Here is a 21,356-nt window from a genome sequence, read left to right as displayed (position 1 = left end):
CGCGGTGCGCTGCGCACCCGCTCGTTTTCACTTCAACGAGCGCTCACTGCGCGACGGGCGCGGGCACCATCGCGGGCGGCCGATCGTCGGTGGGCACGCCGTGGTAGTCGGCGGGATCATGTGGTGGGCTGCCGCGATGCGCGGACGGATTGTCCGCACAGCCGGCGACGCCGGCGCACAACAGCAAGGCAAGAGTCAGAACGCGGGTCATTTTGCAATCATCTCCGGGACAAAGCGATGGCGGACGTCCGCCGGCGCGCCGAGAGTCTAACCGCAAAGCGCGTTCGGCGACGCCATCACACACCTTGTGCGTCGCCCGTTCCAATTCGTGAGATTTCGCCGGACCTGCGCTACTATGGGTTCATGGCTGAACCTACCGGGAGACTGCCATGGACGGTGAATCGATCGCGGGCCTGATCGGGCTCGCAATAGGCCTGATCGTGCTGGTGGCGTTGTCGATCTTCGAATCGCGGGCCTACCGGCGTGAACACGATGGCGAGGGCATGCTGCACCACTGGACGCATCAGCATCTACATATGCCGCATTGGAGGCGTCCAAGGCATTGATGCGGGTGATCTTCGACTCTGACCGAATGGCCTCTGGCCGCGGCACCGGCATGTCACGGTGCGTCAGTCGCGCGTCCGCTCGATGACGCATTGACCGGCGTTGCGGCGCCTGCGCGCATCGAGGTCCGCTGGACGTGCGCAACGCCTTTCCGGTTCTTTGGGCATACCTACATCGAACGACGACGCTTCCTGCGTCGCTCTCTCCTTCTGCGCTTTCGTCCAAGGCCTCACTGCATCGAGCTTAACGGGTGATGGGCACATGCCTTGCTGGTTCCGATCCAGCAACAGACGCGCGACACGCGCGTCGATTGTCGCGGCGCGCGCGCCAAACCAGCGTGAAGATGCGGCCAGCGATTTCGCGGCCCCCTCAACAAGGAGAACGCCATGACCGTCGGAACCATCCTGCTAATCGTGCTCATCCTGCTGCTGATCGGCGCGTTGCCAAGCTGGCCGTATAGCAGCGGCTGGGGCTATCGGCCGACTGGACTCGTCGGCGTCGTGCTGATCATCGTGATCGTTCTGCTGTTGATGGGGCGTATATAGCCCACCGCGAGCCCGCTATGGTGAACGTCGTTGCCCGTGCGGTTTTGGTGCCGCCAAGGGATTGACGCTCCTGCCCGCACCCCCTATACTCTCGGATTCGTCGGAGCGTAGCGCAGCCTGGTAGCGCATCTGATTTGGGATCAGAGGGTCGTAGGTTCGAATCCTATCGCTCCGACCACGAAAAGCAGCTCGAAACCCGCGAAGCCTCCGGCTTCGCGGGTTTTTGCTTTTTTGGCTCGCGTTCACGTGGACGCCGACAGCCGACCCGTCAGGCACTCGCCTTGCAAATCATCACCCGCGCATGCGACAGTGCTTGAGGCAGGTACCTCGCTGCGAAGACGCGCAAGCCGGCCGCAACGCCATCCCAAGCCGCTCAAAAAGGAGACTCCCATGGACCTGATCCTCTGGCGTCACGCCGAAGCAGAAGATGTCGCCGCGAGCGATCTCTCCCGCGCGCTCACCACGCGCGGCCGCAAGCAGGCGCAGAACGCCGCGAAATGGCTGCGCGCCCGTTTGCCCGACGACGCGGTCATACTCGCGAGCCCCGCCGTGCGCACCATCCAGACCGCCGAGACGTTGAGCGACCAGTACCGCGTCGTGCGCGAACTCGCGCCGAACGCGAGCGCGAACGACGTCCTGGAAGCGGCCGGCTGGCCCGGCGGCATCGCGCAAACCGTGGTGATCGTCGGCCATCAACCGACGCTCGGCCACGTCGCCGCGCAACTGCTCGGCGACAGCCGCGCGAGCTGGCCACTGAAAAAAGCCGGCATCTGGTGGATCGAGAGCCGCGAGCGCAACGGCGAAGATGAGGCGGTGTTGCGCGCCGCCATCAGCCCCGATCTGATCTGAGCGCGCGTGTCGCGCGACACCTCCGACATTACAGGCACCCACGCGAGGGCTTACGGGCAGTCATCCAATCGTCACGGCTTTGCCATGCGAGCGTCACCGCGCGTTACTACATTGGCGAAAAAAGAAACCCTCACTCTTTTCGACCAGGACAGCCAATGCGAGAACTGCCGACGCCCACCCTGCCCTTCACCTCGCTTTTCGAACCGCGCCGTCTGCCGCGCGCCGAGGAAACGGTCACCGCGCAGCATCGCCTGCAAGTGTCGTGGGCGCGTACCGACGAAGAGCTGCGTGAAGCGCAGCGTCTACGCTATCGCGTCTTCGCCGACGAAATGGGCGCACGCCTCAGCGGCCCCGCGGGCCTCGACGTCGATGCCTTCGATTCGTACTGCGACCATTTGCTGGTACGCGATCTCGACACGTTGAAAGTAGTCGGCACGTATCGCGCTCTGCCGCCGCATCAGGCCGCGCGCATCGGCCGTCTATATGCGGAAAGCGAGTTCGACGTGTCGCGTCTCACGCATCTGCGCGCGAAGATGGTCGAGGTCGGCCGCTCGTGCGTGCATCCGGACTATCGCAGCGGCTCGGTGATCATGTCGCTATGGGCTGGGCTCGCCGCGTACATGAAGCACAACGGCTACGAGACGATGCTCGGCTGCGCGAGCGTCGCGATGGCCGACGGCGGCCACTATGCGGCGAACCTGTATTGCTCGCTGCGCGACAACGCGCTGACCGCGCCCGAATATCGCGCGTTCCCGCATACGCCGCTGCCGGTCGACGAACTGCAGACGGGTGCCGCCGTCGCGCCGCCCCCGCTCGTGAAGGGCTACTTGCGTCTCGGCGCGAAGATTTGCGGCGCACCGGCGTGGGACCCCGACTTCAATACCGCGGATTTCCTGACGCTGTTCCGTCTGTCCGATATCAACGCGCGCTATGCGCGGCACTTCCTCGGCGATGCGTTGCCGCGATAAGCTGCGCCGAGATACGAAAAAGCCCTGCATTTGCAGGGCTTTTTTGTTCGTGCACACGCCGCGGATCGACGCGTGCGTCGATCCGCATCGCGTCAATCGTCCGTATAAACGACACGGTACGGAATCCCGACTTTCTCCCACTCCGCCGCCTCCTGGATCAGGCTGTAATCCGTCAACGGATTGTTGGCGACCCACTCGTTCGGCAAACGCACCTCGTAGCCGCTGTTCGCCTGAGCAACCGTGATGCCCGGCAGGCCGACGTCCGCGCGTCGACGGCACAGCAACGCCGCGAGCCGCAGACAGAACAGCAGCGGCCATTCGACGTCGCGCGTCTGCGACAGCTTGCCGAGCTTGCCCGCGTGGCCGAGCACGAGCGCGGCGAGGCGCGCCTGGTCGGTACGCGAAAAGCCCGGCATATCGGCATTGCTCGCGATATAAGCCGAGTGTTTGTGATACGCGCTATGCGAGATCGACAGCCCGATTTCGTGCAGCGACGCCGCCCAGCCGATGAACATGCGGTTTTCCGCGCGGCGTTCCTCGTCCGGTTCGACGAACTGGTCGTAGAAGCTCGTCGACAGATCGCGGATGCGCCCCGCCTGCGGGCGATCGACGCCATAGCGGCGCATGAAGCCCTCGACCGTCACCGTACGCATGTCCTCGTGCTGCGAACGGCCGAGCAGGTCGTACATGACGCCGAGGCGCAGCGCGCCGTCGGTGGTGTCGACATAGTCGACGCCCAGTTCGTCGAACACCGCGATCATGATCGACAGCCCGCCCGCGAGCACCGGCACGCGGTCGCTCTTCAGCGCAATCAGTTTCAGCCGGTTGACGTTTTCGGCCTTGATCAGCGCGCGCTTGAGCCGCTCGAGGCCGCCGCGCGAAATGCCGTGGGTGACGCCCGCATCGTTGAAATTGTTCGCCTCGACCAGTTCGGCGAGCGCGCGCGCGGTGCCCGACGAGCCGATCGCCTGCTCCCAGCCGGTCTTCTTGTATTCGGCGGAAATGATCTGGATTTCGCGGCGCGCGGCGAGCTCGGCCTGGCGCATCGTGTACTCGTCGACGTTGCCGGCCGGGAAAAACGCGCGGCTATGGCTCACGCAGCCGATATACAAGCTCTCCATCATGATCGGCGTGTAGTGCGAGCCGATGATGAATTCCGTCGAGCCACCGCCGATATCGACGACGAGCCGCTTGCCCGCGCTCGCCGGCACCGAGTGCGCGGCGCCCGCATAAATCAGGCGCGCTTCCTCGCGCCCGGCGATCACTTCGATCGGAAAACCGAGCGCGGCCTGCGCTTCGCCGAGAAATTCGCCCGCATTCTTCGCGATGCGCAGCGTATTGGTCGCGACCGCGCGCACGTGGTCCGGATGAAAATCGCGCAACCGCTCGCCGAAGCGCTTCAGCGCGTCCCAGCCACGCACCTGCGATGCGCGATCGAGCATCTTGTCGCTCGATAGCCCGGCCGCGAGCCGCACCGGCTCGCGCAAGGCGTCGACCTGATAGATCTGGCTGCCCGCGTCGGTTTCCTCGACCCGGCCCACGATGAGCCGGAAGCTGTTCGAACCGAGATCGACGGCGGCGAGGAGATGAGGAATATTGACCATCGGGTAAGCGTACTCCATGCGCGCGAGCGCCGCGGCTGCGGCCGAGGGCGTGGCGGCGGACTCCGGCAGCGCCACGCGCGTGCCCGGCGCCTTCGGCGCATGGTGCGCGTCGCGGCCGGCCGCACTGTTCAAAGACGCCATTCTAAGCGTAGCAGCCTTCACGGTGTCACCTCGCGGCGCAGGGAGTTCGGTATCGTCGCATAGGTAGCGCGTCATATTGACGACAGACGACGATTGCGGCATAAAATGTTAAAAACATCGCCGATGTCATCAGGACGTCATCAAACCGTGAGAATTTCCGAGCGTCTTTCCGTCTCCATTTCAGACATTCCAATCTCGCCGCCGATGTCCGTCCGCTATCCCCTATTGAATCGCGAGCTGGGCATTCTGGGTTTCAACGAGCGTGTGTTGGCGCAAGCCGCCGATCCCGCCGTCCCCTTGCTCGAACGTCTCCGCTTTATCTGCATCACCAGTAGCAACCTCGACGAATTCTTCGAAGTCCGCATGGCCGGGCTTCAGGAACAGATGGGCGACAACCCCGGCGCATTGTCGCCCGACGGCATGTCGCTGCTTCACATGTACGACCTCGTGGTCGAACGTGCGCAGAAGCTCGTGCATCGCCAGTACACGATGCTGCACGACACGGTGCTCACCGCGCTCGAACAGGAAGGCATCTATTTCCACGGCAACGAAGCCTGGAGCGACGCGCAGACCGAATGGGCGCGCAACTACTTCTTCAACGAACTGCTGCCGGTGCTCACGCCGATCGGTCTCGACCCCGCGCATCCGTTTCCGCGCGTGCTGAACAAGAGCCTGAACTTCGTCGTCGAGCTCGAGGGCAAGGACGCGTTCGGCCGTCAGGCGATGATGGGCATCGTGCAGGCGCCGCGCGCGCTGCCGCGACTCGTGCGCATGCCGCAGGAGCTGTCGGGTTATCCGCATGGCTTCGTGCTGCTGAGCTCGCTGCTCCAACACTTTGTCGGCGAGCTGTTTCCGAATCTCTTCGTGCGCAGCTGCAATCAGTTTCGCATCACGCGCAACAGCGAGCTGTTCGTCGACGAAGACGAAATCACCAATCTGCGCGTCGCGTTGCAGGGCGAACTGCCGGCGCGGCATCTGGGCAATGCGGTGCGGCTCGAAGTGTCGGCGGAAACGCCCACGCATGTGGTGCGGCGCCTGCTCGACGAAAGCGGTCTGTCGAACAAGGACTGCTACTACGTGAACGGCCCCGTCAATCTGGTGCGGCTGATGCAGCTGCCCGAGATGGTCGACCGGCCGGATCTGAAGTTCGTGCCGCACATTCCGTCGACGCCGAGGCAGATCGCCAACAGCGCGAGCATGTTCGACGTGATCGATCAGGGCGACGTGCTGCTGCATCATCCGTACGAGAGCTTCCAGCCGGTGCTCGAGCTGCTGTTGCAGGCGGCCAAGGACCCGAACGTGGTCGCGATCAAGCAGACCATCTATCGGACCGGCACCGACTCGCCGCTGATGGATGCGTTGATGCAGGCCGCGCGCAACGGCAAGGAAGTCACGGTGGTCGTCGAGCTGCTCGCGCGCTTCGACGAGGAGACCAACATCAACTGGGCCTCGCAGCTCGAAGCGGTCGGCGCGCACGTGGTCTACGGCGTAGTCGGCCACAAGTGCCACGCGAAGATGATGCTGATCGTGCGACGCGTGTCGGCGGGCGGCAAGGCGAGCCTGAAGCGCTACGTGCACCTCGGCACGGGCAACTATCACCCGCGCACCGCGCGCCTCTATACCGATTTCGGTCTGATGACCGCCGATCAGAAGATCTGCGAGGACGTGCACCATGTGTTCCAGCAGCTCACCGGCATCGGCGGCGAGCTGAAGCTGCACGAGCTGTGGCAGTCGCCGTTCACGCTGCATCCGAAGCTCGTCGACGCGATCCGCAAGGAAGCCGAGCATGCGCGCGCGGGCAAGAAGGCGCGCATCGTCGCGAAGATGAACGCGCTGCTCGAGCCGACGGTGATCGCCGAGCTGTACGAAGCATCGCAGGCCGGCGTGAAGATCGATCTGATCGTGCGCGGCGTGTGCTCGCTGCAGCCGGGCGTGCAAGGGCTCTCCGAGAACATCACGGTGCGCTCGATCGTCGGGCGCTTTCTCGAACACCATCGCATCTACTACTTCTACGACGGCGGCAAGGAACAGGTCTATCTGTCGAGCGCCGACTGGATGGATCGCAATCTGTTCCGGCGCGTCGAAGTCGCATTCCCGGTCAACAACCGGCGACTGAAGCGGCGCGTGATCGCGGAAGGGCTGTCGGCGTTTCTCGGCGACAACCAGTCGGCCTGGTTGATGCAGAGCGACGGTCACTACCGCCGGCGCCGGCCGGGCAAGGCGTCGCGCAATGCTCAGATGAGTCTGCTCGGCAAGTTCTGTTCGTAGTCGCCCGCGTTTCGGGTGCTCGCCGCGATGGCGGGCACCCGAAACGCGCGCATAAAAAAACCGCCTTTTTCAGGCGGTTTTTTTATGCGTCGACCAGTCGTACGACTGCCGCGTTCAAACCTGTGCGGTTTGACAGCGCGCCGTCCGATACACCGGAAAGCGCACCGTGAACGTGCTGCCGCGCCCTTCTTCGCTCTTCACGTCGAGTTGCGCATCGTGCCGTTGCAGTACGTGCTTGACGATCGCGAGACCGAGCCCGGTGCCGCCCGTGTCGCGCGAACGGCTGCGATCGACGCGATAGAAGCGCTCGGTGAGCCGCGGGATATCGGCGGCCGGAATGCCGAAGCCGCTATCGGTGACCGAGAACACCGCATGGCCACCCTGCGCACGCCAGTTGACCTTGATCGAGCCGCCGTCCGGCGTGTAGCGGATCGCGTTCGTCACCAGATTGCCGAATGCGCTGAGAATCTCGGTTTCGACGCCGGTGACGGTCAGCGCTTCGTCGGCATCGAAGACGATCTTGTGATGATCGCTGGACAGGCTCTGCGCGTCGTCATGCAGATGCCGCAACACCGCGCGCATGTCGATCATCTGATCGCTCGGCGGCTTGTTGTCGCCTTCGAGCGTCGCGAGCACGAGCAGATCGCTGACGATATGACGCATGCGCGACGCCTGCTGCTCCATCAGCTCGAGATAACGCGCGCGCTCGGCTTCGCCCAACGGCAGCTCGCGCATCGTCTCGAGAAAGCCGGACAACACCGTGAGCGGCGTTTTCAATTCGTGCGACACGTTGGCGACGAAGTCACGCCGCATCGCATCGGTGCGCTCGAGCTCGGTGATGTCCTGCGACAGCACGAGCTTGCGATTGTCGCCGTAAGGAAACACCTGCACCGACAGCACGTTCTGGCGCTTGTCGCCCATGCCGCGCATGATCAGCATTTCCTCGTACCGATGCGAATTCAGATAGCGCACGAAATCCGGATGACGCACCAGATGCGTGATGTGCTGACGCAGATCGCGCTTCGCATCGAGCCCAAAGTGGCTTTCGGAAATCGCGTTGCACCACTCGATCTGATCATGATCGTCGAGCATCGCGACGCCGTTAGGCGACGCCTGGATCGCCTGGATGAAACGCGAATGCTGCTGCTCGACCTGGCGCACCTGGGCATGCCAGCGCTTCGCGAGCTTGTGCAGACGGTAGTAGATTTCGCCCCAGATGCCGGGGGCGCTCGGCACTTCGCCGTACACCGGCGCGTCGAGCAGACGCCACAGACGCTGCTTGTGGAAGGTACTGAAGACACTCTGTACGAGCAGCAGGACGATGGCGAGAGCGAGCCCTGCCTTGACGTTCAGCAGTGCGCCGACCACCGCGCACAGAACAGCAAGCAGCACGACCGACACGATGGAGCGCGCCCAGATGATGTTCATGGTCTAGCGATCGAAGACAAAATACAGCGCAGGAGGGAGGTACGGCGGCACAGCGCCATGCGATGCAGCGCGCCGCCGACGGCTATCAGGCGCTCTTCGCCAGCCGGTAACCGCTGCCGCGTACCGTTTCAATCATAGCATCGCACCCGGCCGGCTTGAGTGCCGCGCGCAGACGCTTGATATGCACGTCGACGGTCCGCTCTTCGACGAACACGTGATCGCCCCACACCTGATCGAGCAGTTGCGTGCGGCTGTGCACGCGCTCCGGGTGAGTCATGAAGAAGTGCAGCAGACGGAATTCGGTCGGGCCGAGATCGAGCTTGATCTCGCTGCCTTCCGCATGCGCGGCGACGCGGTGCGTGGCCGGATCGAGCTTCAGGCCGTTGATTGCGACCACGTCTTCGGTCAGCTGCGGCGCGCGGCGGCGCAGCACCGCCTTGATGCGCGCCATCAGTTCCTTCGGCGAGAACGGCTTCGTCACGTAGTCGTCGGCGCCGATCTCGAGTCCGAGCACCTTGTCCTGCTCGTCGCCTCGCGCGGTCAGCATGATGATCGGGATATGCTTCGTACGCTCGTTGTTGCGCAGATCGCGCGCGAACGAAATACCCGATTTACCCGGCAACATCCAGTCGAGCAGCACGAGATCGGGCAGTACGTCGCTGATCAGGTTGTGCGCCTGCTCCGCGTTGTACGCGCGAATCGGGCAGTGCCCGGCGTGTTGAAGATTGACCGAAATCAGTTCGGAAATGGCGGGCTCATCTTCAATGACGAGAATGCTGCTGGGCATCGGCACCTCTGTTCCTTATCTCTGGATTAGCTGAGCGCTTCGCGTTCGAGCGCGTCGCGCGACTGGTGCCGCACGTCGGTACCCTTGACGATGTAGATGATGAATTCCGCGATGTTCTTCGCGTGGTCGCCGATCCGCTCGATTGCCTTGGCGATGAACAGGAAGTCGAGGCCCACCGAGATCGAACGCGGATCTTCGGTCATATACGAAATCAGCTTGCGCACGAACGCGCGGAATTCCTCGTCGATCGCCTTGTCGTCGCGCACGATCTGCGCGGCGGCGACCGTGTCCAGACGCGCGAACGCGTCCAGCGCACGGCGCAGGATCGACACGGCCATTTCGCCCGACAGCTTGATCTCGGCGATGTTGATGGTGCGCGATGCGCCGTCTTCCATCAGACGCTTGGTGCGCTTCGCGATCTTTTCGGCTTCGTCGCCGGCGCGCTCGAGGTTCGTGATGGTCTTCGAGATCGCGATCAGCAAGCGCAGATCGCGCGCGGCCGGCTGACGGCGCGCGATGATGTTGCTGCACTCTTCGTCGATCTCGACTTCCATCTTGTTCAGACGGTCTTCGGCGACGATCACCTGCTCGGCGATGTCGAGGTCGAATTCGTTGAGCGCCTGCATCGCGTTGACGATCTGCGATTCGACGAGGCCGCCCATTTCGAGCACCTTCGACGAAACGAGGTTGAGGTCTGCGTCGAACTGGCTGGACAGATGTTTATCGGACATGTCGTACTCCGTTGTATTGCCCGGCGGATTAGCCGAAGCGGCCAGTGATGTAGTCCTCGGTTTCCTTGCGGACCGGCTTGATGAAGATCTTTTCGGTGTCGCCGAATTCGATCAGTTCGCCGAGGTACATATAGGCAGTGTAGTCCGAACAGCGGGCCGCCTGCTGCATGTTGTGCGTGACGATCACCACCGTGTAGTCGCTCTTGAGTTCAGCGATCAGCTCTTCGATACGGCCCGTCGAAATCGGGTCGAGCGCCGAGCAGGGCTCGTCGAGCAGCAGCACTTCGGGGCGAATTGCAATACCGCGCGCGATGCACAGACGCTGCTGCTGGCCGCCCGACAAACCGTAGCCGCTCTGGCCGAGCTTGTCCTTCACTTCGTTCCACAGCGCCGCCTTGGTCAGCGCCCATTCGACGCGGTCGTCCATTTCCGAGCGTGACAGCTTCTCGAACATCTTCACGCCGAAAGCGATGTTGTCGTAGATCGACATCGGGAACGGCGTCGGCTTCTGGAACACCATGCCGATGCGCGCGCGCAGCAGCGAAATGTCCTGGCGCATGGTCAGCAGGTTTTCGCCGTCCATCACGATCTCGCCTTCCGCGCGCTGCTCCGGATAGAGCGCGTACATCTTGTTGAAGGTACGCAGCAGCGTGGACTTGCCGCAGCCCGACGGGCCGATGAACGCGGTCACCTTGCCTTCGGGAATCTGCAGATTGACGTTCTTCAGCGCATGATACTTGCCGTAGAAGAAGTTGAGGTCCTTGACCTCGATCTTCGGACGCGACGGCGTTTGCGCGTGAGCGCTGTGTTCGGGGTCGGAGCCCGCGGGCGCGGCTGCGTGCCCGATCGGATTGAGTTGGGTTTCTGCTACGTTCATCGGATTCACTCCGCCCTTACTTGTTCGAGAAGATCGTGCGCGCGAGGACGTTCAGTCCCAGCACCGCGAGCGTGATCAGAAAGACGCCGGCCCACGCGAGCGATTGCCACTGCGCGAACGGGCTCATCGCAAACTTGTAGATCGTGACCGGCAGGTTCGCGACCGGCTGACCCATATCGACCGAGAAGAACTGGTTCGACAAAGCGGTGAAGAGCAGCGGTGCGGTTTCGCCGGCAATTCGCGCGACACCGAGCAGCACACCGGTGACGATGCCCGCGATCGACGCCTTCAGCGTGATCGACAGCACCATCTTCCACTTCGGCGTGCCGAGCGCGAACGCGGCTTCACGCATCGCATTCGGCACGAGCTTCAGCATGTTTTCGGTCGTGCGAATCACGATCGGAATCTGCAGCAGCGCCAGCGAGAGCACGCCGGCCCACCCGCTGAAGTGGCCCATCTTCACGACGACGAGCGCGTAGACGAACAGACCGATGACGATCGACGGCGCCGACAGCAGGATGTCGTTGATGAAGCGCGTGAGGTTCGCGAGCCAGCCTTTCTGGCCGTATTCGGCGAGATAGACGCCCGCCATGATGCCGATCGGCGTGCCGACGAAGGTCGCGAGCCCGACCAGCAACAGGCTGCCGACGATCGCGTTGGCGAGACCGCCGCCATCGGTGTTCGGCGGCGGCGTCGACTGCGTGAACAGCTCGATCGACAGACCACCGATACCGAGACGCAGCGTCGTATAGAGAATCCACACGAGCCACAGCAGGCCGAACGCCATTGCCGCGAGCGACAGCGTCAGCGCAAGCGCGTTGGTCATGCGACGGCGCCCTTGCAGACGCACGCGCATCGTTTCGAGCGTCGCGGCGTCCTTCAGACCCGGCATGTTCAGGGACGGCCCGCTCATTTCGCGCCCTCCCCTTTCTCGAGACGTAGCAGCATGATTTTCGAAATCGCCAGCACGATGAATGTAATCACGAACAGGATCAGGCCGAGCTCCATCAGCGCCGACGTATGCAGGCCCGGCTCCGCTTCCGCGAACTCGTTGGCGAGCGCCGACGTGATGCTGTTGCCCGGCGAAAACAGCGAAATATTGTCGAGCAGGTTGGTGTTGCCGATTACGAACGTGACCGCCATCGTCTCACCCAGCGCGCGGCCGAGGCCGAGCATGATGCCGCCGATCACACCGCTCTTGGTGAACGGCAGCACGATCTTCCACATCACTTCCCACGTCGTGCAGCCGATACCGTACGCCGATTCCTTCAGCAGCACCGGCGTGACTTCGAACACGTCGCGCATCACCGCCGCGATGTACGGGATGATCATGATCGCAAGGATCACGCCCGCGCACAGAATGCCGATGCCGATCGGCGGACCGGCGAACAGCGCGCCGACGATCGGAATGCCGCCGAGCACCGCGCCTAGCGGCTTCTGGAACCACACCGCGAAGATCGGCGCGAACACGAGCAGACCCCACATGCCGTACACGATCGACGGAATCGCGGCGAGCAGCTCGATCGCGATGCCGAGCGGCCGGCGCAGCCACGCGGGCGACAGTTCGGTCAGAAATAGCGCGATACCGAAGCTGACGGGCACCGCGATGAGCAGAGCGATGATCGACGTCGCGAGGGTGCCGTAGATCGGAACGAGCGCGCCAAATTGCTTGCTGGGTGGATCCCACACCGCCGTCCACAGGAACGCGAGACCGAACTCGCGAATCGACGGCATCGAGGCGACGATCAGCGACACGATGATGCCGCCGAGCAGCAGCAGCGTGACGATGGCGGAAAGGCGTGCGAGGCCGCCGAAGATCACATCGCCCGAGCGGCCAGGCGCTTTCTGCTGCGACGCGCTGCCAGGCGGAGTGGCCCGGCCCGTGCCGGACCCTAAATGAATATCGGACATGAGAGCCTGAGGGACCTGTTTCCAGTTGCCGGACGACACATGTCGGGCGGTCGGTGATGCATGCGGCGCATGCCGCGTGAAAGTCACAGGCCGTCCTCGCACGAGGACGGCCGGGGTGCTACAGGGCGCGGCCCAGATCGACCGCGCCAGCTTACGCCTGTTACTCGTCGAGCGTCTTGCCTGCCGAATCCTTGATCTTCTGCTTCCACTGCGTGCGGATTTCCGAGACGACCGACTGCGGCAGCGAGATGTAGTCCAGATCGTTCGCAGCCTGGCCGCCGTTCTTGAACGCCCAGTCGAAGAACTTCAGCGTTTCCGCGCCTTGCGGTGCCTTGTCCTGCGTCGTATGCAGCAGCACGAACGTCGCGCCGACGATCGGCCATGCGTTCTTGCCCGGCTCGTTCGTCAGGATCTGATAGAACGACTTCGACCAGTCGGCGCCGGCCGCCGCTGCCTTGAACGTGTCGGTCTCCGGCTGAACCACCGCGCCGGATTCGTTCTTCATCGCGACGTAGTTCATGTGGTTCTGCTTGGCGTACGCCCATTCGACGTAACCGATCGCGCCCGGCAGACGCTGCACGAAAGCCGCGACGCCGTCGTTGCCCTTGCCGCCCGTGCCGGTCGGCCAGTTGACCGTCGCACCTTCACCGACCTTCGTCTTCCATTCCGGGTTGACCTTCGACAGGTAGTTCGTCCAGATGAAGCTGGTGCCCGAACCGTCGGCGCGACGCACCACGGCGATGTCCAGATCCGGCAGCTTGACCTTCGGGTTCAGCGCGACGATTGCCGGGTCGTTCCACTTCTTGATCTTGCCCAAGTAGATGTCGCCGAGCACTTCACCCGACAGCACCAGTTCGCCCGGCTTGACGCCCGGCACGTTGACTGCCGGCACCACGCCGCCGACCACCGTCGGGAACTGGAAGAGGCCTGCCTTCGCGAGTTCGTCGTCCTTCAGCGGAGCGTCCGAGCCTGCGAAATCGACGGTCTTCGCCTCGATCTGCTTGATGCCGCCCGACGAACCGATGCCTTGGTAGTTAACCTTGCCACCGCCGGTCTTCTGATAAGCGTCGGCCCACTTCGTGTAAATCGGTGCCGCGAACGTGCTGCCCGCGCCGGTGATGTCTGCGGCTTGCGCTGCGATTGCGAAGAGCGCGCCAGCGACGCCAGCGAACACGGTTTGCATCAATTTCATGAGACCTCCAAGGGGGTGTGAGCGTGTGGTGTGAGCGTGAAACTCGAACACCGCGAAGCTTAGGGTCTCTTTATGACAAAAACGTGACTGATAATGAATCAGATGTGACAGTAATATTACCCCTTGAAAGGTGCCGAAGCCGCCAAATTGCCGCTCCGCCGATGCCCGTTGCATCGCATTTTTCGAGGTAGACAAAAAAAGATGGGGCGCGAACGTTTGCGTTGCGCGCGGAGGTCGTTTTTGTGCGGGATGTGCCGTCCTTTTGGCGGCTGCGGAGTGGGGATTCGATGGGGTGAGGAATGAGCCTTCGTTGGGTGTGAAAGCCCGGCCGCCCAGTTTATGGAGCCCGCTGAATCTTCTGCCTGCGACGCTCAGGCAGGCGGCAAGCGGTCGCCACCGCCCGCCGTCGACTCGGGAATCGATCAGGCCGTCGCTACCCGCACGGCTTTGGCAATCGCTTCAGAATGCTCGAGCGCGTCCGCGACGTTCTGCGCCTCCACCATCACGCGCAGTACCGGCTCGGTGCCCGACGCGCGGATCAGCACGCGGCCGCGGCCGTCGAGCGCGCCTTCGGCCACCTTGATCGCACTGCGGATCGTCTCGCTGCCCTTCCAGTCCGAGCCGGGCTTCATGCGCACGTTGATCAGCTTCTGCGGAAACAGGGTGACACCGTCGAGCAGATCCGTGAGCGATTTGGCGCTGCGCTGCATTGCCGCCAGCACGAGCAGAGCGGACACGATGCCGTCACCGGTCGAATGGCGATCGAGTGACAGGATGTGGCCCGAACCTTCGGCGCCGAGCTGCCAGCCGTGCTCGCGAAGCTGTTCGAGCACATAGCGGTCGCCGACCGCGGCGCGCACGAACTTGACGCCGGCATTCTGCAGCGCGACCTCCACGGCCATGTTGGTCATCAGCGTGCCGACCGCTCCTTCCACGTGGCCGGCGGTCGCGATACGGTCCTTGACCAGCACGTACAACAACTCGTCGCCGTTGAAAAGGCGGCCGGACTCGTCGACGACCTGCAGACGGTCGGCGTCGCCATCGAGCGCGATACCGAGGTCCGCGTGGTTTGCGCGCACCGCGCGAACCAGCGCATCCGGCGCGGTCGCGCCGACGCCGTCGTTGATATTGAAGCCGTTCGGCGAGACGCCGATCGGGATCACTTCCGCGCCGAGCTCATGGAACACGTGCGGCGCGACGTCGTACGCGGCGCCATGCGCGCAATCGACGACGAGCTTCATGCCGCGCAGGTCGTACGCGGCCGGGAACGTGCTCTTGCAGAACTCGATGTAGCGGCCACCTGCGTCATCGAGACGGCGCGCTTTGCCCAGTTGCTCGGAGGCCGCGCACGCGAGCGGCAGTTCGAGCTGCTCCTCGATCTGCGCCTCGACGTCGTCCGGCAGCTTGTTGCCGTCGGCCGAGAAGAACTTGATGCCGTTGTCGTAGTACGGGTTGTGCGATGCGCTGATCACGACACCCGCGGCAAGCCGCAGTGCGCGCGTCAGATAGGCGATGCCGGGTGTCGGCATCGGGCCGGCCAGCATCACGTCGACGCCGGCCGCCGAGAAGCCCGATTCGAGCGCGGCTTCGAGCATGTAGCCCGACACCCGCGTGTCCTTGCCGATCAGCACGGTCGGACGGGTGCCTGTTTTCGCCCATTGATCGGCGCCCGCGAGCACCTTGCCGGCCGCATAGCCGAGCCGCAACACGAATTCCGGCGTGATCGGGCCTTCGCCGACCTTGCCCCGAATGCCGTCCGTTCCGAAGTAACGACGTGCCATGTTTGTTCTCCCTGTCTATGGCTGCGGGTTCAACCGTGCGCGCGGCTCTGCTTGTCCGCGTCGCGCAGGGTTGCCCATACTTTCAATGCATCGACTGTTTGCGCGACGTCGTGTACGCGCAGAATCGCGGCGCCCCGTTCGGCCGCGCACACCGCCGCGGCGATGCTGCCGGCCACGCGCTCCGGCGCCGGCCGCCCCGTCACCGCGCCAACCATCGACTTGCGCGACATGCCCGCAAGAATCGGATACGGCGAAGCGGCGCGCGGGGCCGTGTCGCGCAGATGCGCGAGCAGCGCGTAGTTATGCTCGACGACGACCTTGCCGAAGCCGAAACCCGGATCGACGCTGATACGCTCGCGCGCAATCCCCGCCTGCTGCAACGTCGCGACACGCTCCTCGAGGAAGTGGCGCACTTCGCCGACGACGTCGTCATAGTGCGGCTCGCCCACCTGCATGGTCTGCGGCTCACCTAGCATATGCATGACACAAAGGCCGCAGTCGCTGTCGCGCACCGCGTCGATCGCGCCGGGCATGCGGAAGCCCCAGATGTCGTTGATCAGGTCGGCGCCCGCATTCAACGCATGACGCATCACTTCCGGCTTGTACGTATCAACCGACAATGGCACGTTCGCGCCACGCAGTTGCTCGACGAGCGGCAACACGCGCTCCAGCTCTTCGTCGAGCGGCACCGGCGGCGCGCCAGGACGCGTCGATTCCCCGCCGATATCGATGATGTCCGCGCCCTCCAGCATCATGCGCTCGGCCTGGCGCAGCGCATCGCCGCGCGTCGCGAACTTGCCGCCATCGGAAAAGGAATCGGGAGTGACGTTCAGGATGCCCATGACCAACGGGCGTTCGAACGTCAGCTTGAAGCGGCCACACTGCAGCGGCTCTGGAAGGGGTGCGGAAGAGGAATCGACTTTCGACACGTAGCAATGCTTCACTTGGAACGGACAAATGCAAAACGGGCCGGTGTGTAGCACACCGGCCCGCCCTTTCTACTGGCTGCCGATCAGGCCGGCGCGGTTGCGCTGCCCGGCTTGACTTCGGTGCCCGGGCTGCCGCCCGACGAGGCGTCGCTCGCCGACGGCGGCGAGCTCTTCGGCGAACGCGGCGGACGGCCTGCCATGATGTCGTTGATCTGATCGGCGTCGATCGTCTCCCACTCCATCAGTGCGGCGGTCATCGCTTCGACCTTGTCGCGGTTCTCTTCGAGCAGGCGCCGTGCGAGATTGTACTGCTCGTCCAGCACATGACGGATCTCCGCGTCGACCTTCTGCTGCGTCGCTTCCGAAATGGTCCGCGTGAAGCCTCGGCCGAACGGCGAAGCGTCGTTCTCGTCGTCGACATAGACCATCGGTCCGAGCGCATCCGTCATGCCGAAGCGGGCAACCATTGCGCGAGCCGTCTGCGTCGCCTTGTTGAAGTCGTCCGACGCACCGGTGCTGATCAGGTTCAGGAACAGCTCTTCCGCGACGCGGCCACCGAACAGGATGGCAAGACGGTCGAGCAGATATTCCTTCGAGTACGTTTCGTTGTCATGCTCCGGCAACTGCCATGTGACGCCCAGCGCACGGCCGCGCGGAATGATCGTGACCTTGTGCACCGGATCGGCCTTCGGCAACAGCTTCGCGATCACCGCATGACCCGATTCGTGATACGCGGTAGCACGCTTCGATTCTTCGCGGATCACAGCCGACTTGCGCTCTGGACCCATGAAGATCTTGTCCTTCGCGTCCTCGAAGTCCGTCATTTCGACGATGCGCTTGCCGCGGCGCGCCGCGAACAGTGCTGCTTCGTTGACGAGGTTTGCGAGATCTGCGCCCGAGAAACCCGGCGTGCCGCGCGCGATCACTGCCGCATCGACGTCGTTCGAGATCGGCACCTTGCGCAGGTGCACCTTCATGATGTGCTCGCGGCCGCGAATATCGGGCAGACCCACGTACACCTGACGGTCGAAACGGCCCGGACGCAACAGCGCCTTGTCGAGCACATCCGAACGGTTCGTCGCGGCGATCACGATGACGCCCGAGTTCGCCTCGAAGCCGTCCATTTCGACGAGCATCTGGTTCAGCGTCTGTTCGCGCTCGTCGTTACCGCCGCCCATGCCGGCGCCTCGATGACGGCCGACCGCGTCGATTTCGTCGATGAACACGATACACGGCGCGTGCTTCTTGGCCTGCTCGAACATGTCGCGCACGCGAGCCGCGCCGACGCCGACGAACATTTCCACGAAATCTGAACCTGAAATGCTGAAGAACGGCACCTTCGCCTCGCCGGCGATGGCGCGCGCGAGCAGCGTCTTACCGGTTCCCGGCGGGCCAACGAGCAGCACGCCGCGCGGAATACGACCACCGAGCTTCTGGAATTTCTGCGGATCGCGCAGGAAGTCGACGAGTTCCGACACTTCTTCCTTGGCTTCGTCGCAACCGGCGACGTCGGTGAAATTGATTGCGTTGTTGTTCTCGTCGATCAGCCGCGCGCGCGACTTGCCAAACGAGAACGCTCCGCCTTTGCCGCCCCCCTGCATCTGTCGCATCATGTAAAACCAGAAACCGATGATCAGGATCGTCGGCCCGAGGTAATACAGCACGGACATCAGTGCATTGGGTTCGTCGTCAGCCTTGCCGCTCACCTGTACGCCATACTTCATCAGATCGCCGACCATCCAGATGTCGCCGGGCGACACGATCTGGTACTTCTGGCCGTCTGCTGGAGTGACCGTGAGGTTCCGCCCCTGGACAATGACGTTCTTGACTTTGCCGTTCTTCGCGTCGTCCATGAACTGCGAATAGGAAACGCCTTCCTGGACACGGGGCTTGTCGAACTGCTTGAACACCGTAAACAGCACCAGTGCGATCACCAGCCACACTGCTGCTTTCGAAAACATATTGTTGTTCAAAGCACCACTCCTTCACTTAGACGGGCGCCTACATTTGCCTTGCGGCACCACGAAAGCATTCTAATCCAGTCCGCAGACCCCTGCCATAAGGTTTCACTACCACGGAAATAGGGTAGCGGGCCGGCTTGACGCCCGTCTCCGGACGCATCGGGCTCATTATTGGCAGAGATGGAACCGGCTCGCCGCATCCCTATGCGGGACGCTTCAGATGCTTACCCAAAATAAATGTTTCTGACGATTTATCCCGCGACGCCTTCGGCTTGCGGGCCGCCACCACCTTGAATTGGCGTTTGAACTTTTCGACAATCTGACTATATCCGCTGCCGTGAAAGCATTTGACTAAAAGGGCACCATCCGGCTTCAGGTGATTTTGCGCGAATTCGAGCGCGAGATCGCATAAATGCTCGATCCGCGCCGCATCCGCGATCGCCACGCCCGACAGGTTGGGCGCCATATCCGAAATTACAAGGTCTACCTGGCGCGCACCGACCAATTCTTCGAGCTGGACCAGCACCGAGTCTTCGCGGAAATCGCCCTGGATAAAGTGCACGTCGGCCACCGGCTCCATTGGCAGAATGTCCAAAGCGATGATCGTGCCGTCGATGCCACCTTCGCGCTCCGCGTTGCGTTGCGAGCCGCCCGCGAGCTTGTTGCGCACGTACTGGCTCCAGCTGCCCGGCGAGGAACCGAGATCGACGATCACCTGCCCGGGACGGATCAGCTTGTCCTGCTCGTCGATTTCCTTGAGTTTGTAGGCCGCGCGGGCGCGATAACCTTCCCGCTGCGCCATTTTGACGTACGGATCGTTGATGTGGTCGTGCAGCCACGCGGTATTGAACTTGTTTTTTGCCATTAAAGATTTAACTATTGCTGCGTCGGGTCGCGCTTTAGGGGATAATACGCGGTTAATTCGCGCGGCCCCCGCCAGACTGGCGGCGATCCGCGATTCTGTTGTTCTGACGCGCGCCCTGCTGAATCGAGTCGCCCGAATCGCTCGGCGATCGGACGAAAACGCAGGAGCCGCCATTTTAGTCGAGTCTTCCACTTTCCATGCCAGCCCTCAAAGTCTCTTCCGACCAACGCGCCGAGTTGCGCTCCCAGGCACATGCGCTCAAACCGGTCGTGCTCGTCGGCGCCGAAGGCTTGACCGCCGCTGTGCTCGCCGAAATCAAGGTGCACCTCGCCGCGCATCAACTGATCAAAATTCGCGTGTTCGGCGATGAGCGCGAGGAGCGCATCGCTATCTACGAAGAAATCTGCGACGCGCTGAACGCTGCACCGATCCAGCATATCGGCAAGCTGCTCGTGATCTGGAAGCCAGAATCGGCACAGCCGGCGGCAAAAGCGAAGCGCGGCGCGTTGCCGAGCGCCCGCGAAGCGGCAGCCGAAGAAACCCGGCCGGTCAAGGGACGCGCACCCCGCATCGTCAAGGTCGCCAAGCCGACCGACGTGCCGATGCGCAAGCCGCGAGCGAAAGCGGTGCTGGTGCGCGGCAATGAACGCGTGACGCAGGGCGGCAACATCAAGCGCGCGAAGAAGCGTCAAACCAGCGCGAAGCGTTCGCATCAGTCGAAGTAAGAGAACACGCGCCCAAGGTGCGGACCGACTCCGCACTGCGCATTGGCGGCCTTGAGCGCGAGGCCCGAAGCAGCGCGAATGAACCGTAGTTGGACACCGGAATCGCGACGATTCGTCGCAATGTGAGGTTCATCGCGGGCATCGGCATCGACCCGGCGGCCATGGCACGCGCACCGTCACACCATCAGCCACCCGCGAGCTTCAGCCCGCCACCTTGCCCGTGACGCCGCGCGCGCCCTCTTCCTCGGCCGCGGCACCAACAGGCGCCGGCAGCAGCCAAACGAGCGCAACCCCTAGCAGGCTCTCGATCAGGTAGAACAGACTGGACACGCCATGCAGGATGCCGAAGCGCGTCGCATAAACGGAATGCCCGATGTCGCTGCCCGCCTCGAGCGCCGCCACGCGCATCGCGTTCATGAACGGCTGCAACGCGAAATAGCCAACCAGCACGCATACGAGCATACCGGCGAGCAGCCAGCGCAAGCGGCGATATGCGCCACTCCCGCGCCGCACGAGCAAATTGGCGAGACCGAGCAGCAAAATGCCGCACACGACGCCAATCACACCCTGAATACGAAACAGCTGCGCGGCGACGGCGCCCGCCGTCATCCGGTCGAGCGTCGTGAACAGCACGGGCGCAACCGCATAGCCGATAGTCAACAGACTACCGACCCACACCACCGTCAACAGGCGGAAAAAACGATGCGGCATCAAAGACACCGGCGCCACCCTCAGATGTAGCTGACCGCGATGATTTCGTATTCGCGCACGCCGCCCGGCGCTTGCACCGACGCGACGTCGCCTTCCGACTTGCCGATCAGCGCACGCGCGATCGGCGAGCTGATCGAGATCAGGCCGTGGTCGATGTCCGCTTCGTCGTCGCCGACGATCTGGTATTTGACCGACGCACCCGACTCGAGGTCTTCGAGCTCGAGCGTCGCGCCGAACACCACGCGGCCGTCCGCTTCCACTTGCGACGGATCGATCACCTGCGCGCCCGCGAGCTTCGACTCGATTTCGGCGATACGGCCTTCGATGAAGCCCTGCTTTTCCTTCGCAGCGTCGTATTCCGCGTTTTCCGACAGATCGCCCTGGGCGCGCGCTTCCGCGATCGAGTTGATCACGGCCGGACGTTCAACCGATTTCAGGCGCTGCAATTCATCGCGCAGCATGTCTGCGCCGCGCTTCGTCAATGGAATAGTGCTCATAAACAACTCTGGAGGCAAAAAA

Annotated in this window: 21 protein-coding genes and 1 tRNA gene; 7 read left to right on the top strand and 15 right to left on the bottom strand. The window is 63.2% G+C overall.

Features of this window, described 5'->3' with window-relative positions; all coding sequences use genetic code 11:
* Positions 1–43: 43 nt before the first annotated feature.
* Positions 44–211, bottom strand: a complete 168-nt coding sequence (locus OKW39_RS17805) for a hypothetical protein (protein ID WP_167368601.1) — start codon at positions 209–211, stop codon at positions 44–46.
* A gap of 178 nt (positions 212–389) precedes the next feature.
* On the opposite strand from OKW39_RS17805, the gene OKW39_RS17800 reads away from it, so the two are divergent.
* From OKW39_RS17800 to OKW39_RS17780, 5 genes are all read left to right on the top strand, one after another.
* The gene (locus tag OKW39_RS17800) at positions 390–566 is read left to right on the top strand and encodes a hypothetical protein (protein WP_018421224.1); all 177 of its coding nucleotides are present in this window, start codon (positions 390–392) and stop codon (positions 564–566) included.
* 384 nt (positions 567–950) lie between these two features.
* Complete coding sequence (locus OKW39_RS17795) at positions 951–1,109, top strand: DUF3309 family protein (RefSeq protein WP_090801093.1); 159 nt, start codon at positions 951–953, stop codon at positions 1,107–1,109.
* Between the two features lie 101 nt (positions 1,110–1,210).
* Positions 1,211–1,287 (top strand) — tRNA-Pro (locus OKW39_RS17790).
* 212 nt (positions 1,288–1,499) lie between these two features.
* Positions 1,500–1,958: a SixA phosphatase family protein gene (locus OKW39_RS17785; protein ID WP_018421227.1), complete on the top strand. Its 459-nt coding sequence runs from the start codon at positions 1,500–1,502 to the stop codon at positions 1,956–1,958.
* Positions 1,959–2,113: 155 nt separating this feature from the next.
* Complete coding sequence (locus tag OKW39_RS17780; protein WP_090801095.1) at positions 2,114–2,926, top strand: GNAT family N-acetyltransferase; 813 nt, start codon at positions 2,114–2,116, stop codon at positions 2,924–2,926.
* A gap of 92 nt (positions 2,927–3,018) precedes the next feature.
* On the opposite strand, the gene ppx is transcribed toward OKW39_RS17780, so the two are convergent.
* Entirely contained in the window at positions 3,019–4,671 is a 1,653-nt protein-coding gene (gene ppx / locus OKW39_RS17775; protein ID WP_429563130.1) for an exopolyphosphatase, read from the bottom strand.
* A 204-nt stretch (positions 4,672–4,875) separates the two neighbouring features.
* Here ppx and ppk1 point away from each other — a divergent pair, with 204 nt between their 5' ends.
* Entirely contained in the window at positions 4,876–6,939 is a 2,064-nt protein-coding gene (gene ppk1, locus OKW39_RS17770; RefSeq protein ID WP_090801097.1) for a polyphosphate kinase 1, read from the top strand.
* Positions 6,940–7,053: 114 nt separating this feature from the next.
* On the opposite strand, the gene phoR is transcribed toward ppk1, so the two are convergent.
* From phoR to OKW39_RS17715, 11 genes are all read right to left on the bottom strand, one after another.
* Positions 7,054–8,367: a phosphate regulon sensor histidine kinase PhoR gene (gene phoR / locus OKW39_RS17765; protein WP_090801098.1), complete on the bottom strand. Its 1,314-nt coding sequence runs from the start codon at positions 8,365–8,367 to the stop codon at positions 7,054–7,056.
* Positions 8,368–8,452: 85 nt separating this feature from the next.
* Positions 8,453–9,154 (bottom strand): phosphate regulon transcriptional regulator PhoB, encoded by a 702-nt coding sequence (gene phoB, locus OKW39_RS17760; protein ID WP_008922879.1) that lies wholly within the window; start codon positions 9,152–9,154, stop codon positions 8,453–8,455.
* 26 nt (positions 9,155–9,180) lie between these two features.
* Positions 9,181–9,885, bottom strand: coding sequence for a phosphate signaling complex protein PhoU (phoU, locus tag OKW39_RS17755; protein ID WP_027198295.1), 705 nt, complete (start codon positions 9,883–9,885; stop codon positions 9,181–9,183).
* A gap of 28 nt (positions 9,886–9,913) precedes the next feature.
* Positions 9,914–10,762, bottom strand: a complete 849-nt coding sequence (gene pstB / locus OKW39_RS17750) for a phosphate ABC transporter ATP-binding protein PstB (protein WP_090801100.1) — start codon at positions 10,760–10,762, stop codon at positions 9,914–9,916.
* Positions 10,763–10,778: 16 nt separating this feature from the next.
* Positions 10,779–11,675 carry a phosphate ABC transporter permease PstA gene (pstA, locus tag OKW39_RS17745; protein WP_187610850.1) on the bottom strand — a complete coding sequence of 299 codons (897 nt, stop codon included), beginning with the start codon at positions 11,673–11,675 and terminating at the stop codon, positions 10,779–10,781.
* On the bottom strand, positions 11,672–12,673 hold the full coding sequence (gene pstC / locus OKW39_RS17740; protein ID WP_429335055.1) for a phosphate ABC transporter permease PstC: 1,002 nt from the start codon (positions 12,671–12,673) through the stop codon (positions 11,672–11,674). The genes pstA and pstC overlap by 4 nt, the downstream gene beginning before the upstream one ends.
* A gap of 160 nt (positions 12,674–12,833) precedes the next feature.
* A complete protein-coding gene (gene pstS, locus OKW39_RS17735; protein ID WP_090801106.1) occupies positions 12,834–13,865 on the bottom strand; it encodes a phosphate ABC transporter substrate-binding protein PstS in 1,032 nt (343 codons plus the stop codon).
* A 422-nt stretch (positions 13,866–14,287) separates the two neighbouring features.
* Entirely contained in the window at positions 14,288–15,646 is a 1,359-nt protein-coding gene (glmM, locus tag OKW39_RS17730; RefSeq protein WP_090801109.1) for a phosphoglucosamine mutase, read from the bottom strand.
* Positions 15,647–15,675: 29 nt separating this feature from the next.
* Positions 15,676–16,488 carry a dihydropteroate synthase gene (gene folP, locus OKW39_RS17725; protein WP_187610943.1) on the bottom strand — a complete coding sequence of 271 codons (813 nt, stop codon included), beginning with the start codon at positions 16,486–16,488 and terminating at the stop codon, positions 15,676–15,678.
* A gap of 170 nt (positions 16,489–16,658) precedes the next feature.
* Complete coding sequence (gene ftsH / locus OKW39_RS17720) at positions 16,659–18,548, bottom strand: ATP-dependent zinc metalloprotease FtsH (protein WP_018421239.1); 1,890 nt, start codon at positions 18,546–18,548, stop codon at positions 16,659–16,661.
* Positions 18,549–18,738: 190 nt separating this feature from the next.
* Complete coding sequence (locus OKW39_RS17715) at positions 18,739–19,401, bottom strand: RlmE family RNA methyltransferase (RefSeq protein WP_184028328.1); 663 nt, start codon at positions 19,399–19,401, stop codon at positions 18,739–18,741.
* A 197-nt stretch (positions 19,402–19,598) separates the two neighbouring features.
* Between OKW39_RS17715 and OKW39_RS17710 the strand changes: the two genes are divergently transcribed.
* Entirely contained in the window at positions 19,599–20,126 is a 528-nt protein-coding gene (locus OKW39_RS17710; protein ID WP_429563129.1) for a YhbY family RNA-binding protein, read from the top strand.
* A gap of 201 nt (positions 20,127–20,327) precedes the next feature.
* Here OKW39_RS17710 and OKW39_RS17705 read toward each other — a convergent pair whose 3' ends face one another.
* On the bottom strand, positions 20,328–20,837 hold the full coding sequence (locus tag OKW39_RS17705) for a DUF4149 domain-containing protein (RefSeq protein ID WP_026225946.1): 510 nt from the start codon (positions 20,835–20,837) through the stop codon (positions 20,328–20,330).
* Positions 20,838–20,857: 20 nt separating this feature from the next.
* Positions 20,858–21,334 (bottom strand): transcription elongation factor GreA, encoded by a 477-nt coding sequence (gene greA, locus OKW39_RS17700; protein WP_026225947.1) that lies wholly within the window; start codon positions 21,332–21,334, stop codon positions 20,858–20,860.
* Positions 21,335–21,356 lie beyond the last annotated feature (22 nt).

The organism is Paraburkholderia sp. MM6662-R1 (assembly GCF_050436245.1).
Taxonomy (GTDB): Bacteria; Pseudomonadota; Gammaproteobacteria; order Burkholderiales; family Burkholderiaceae; genus Paraburkholderia; species Paraburkholderia tuberum.
The sequence above is the reverse complement of the archived record's forward strand: the minus strand, read 5'-3'. Positions and strand labels throughout refer to the sequence as shown.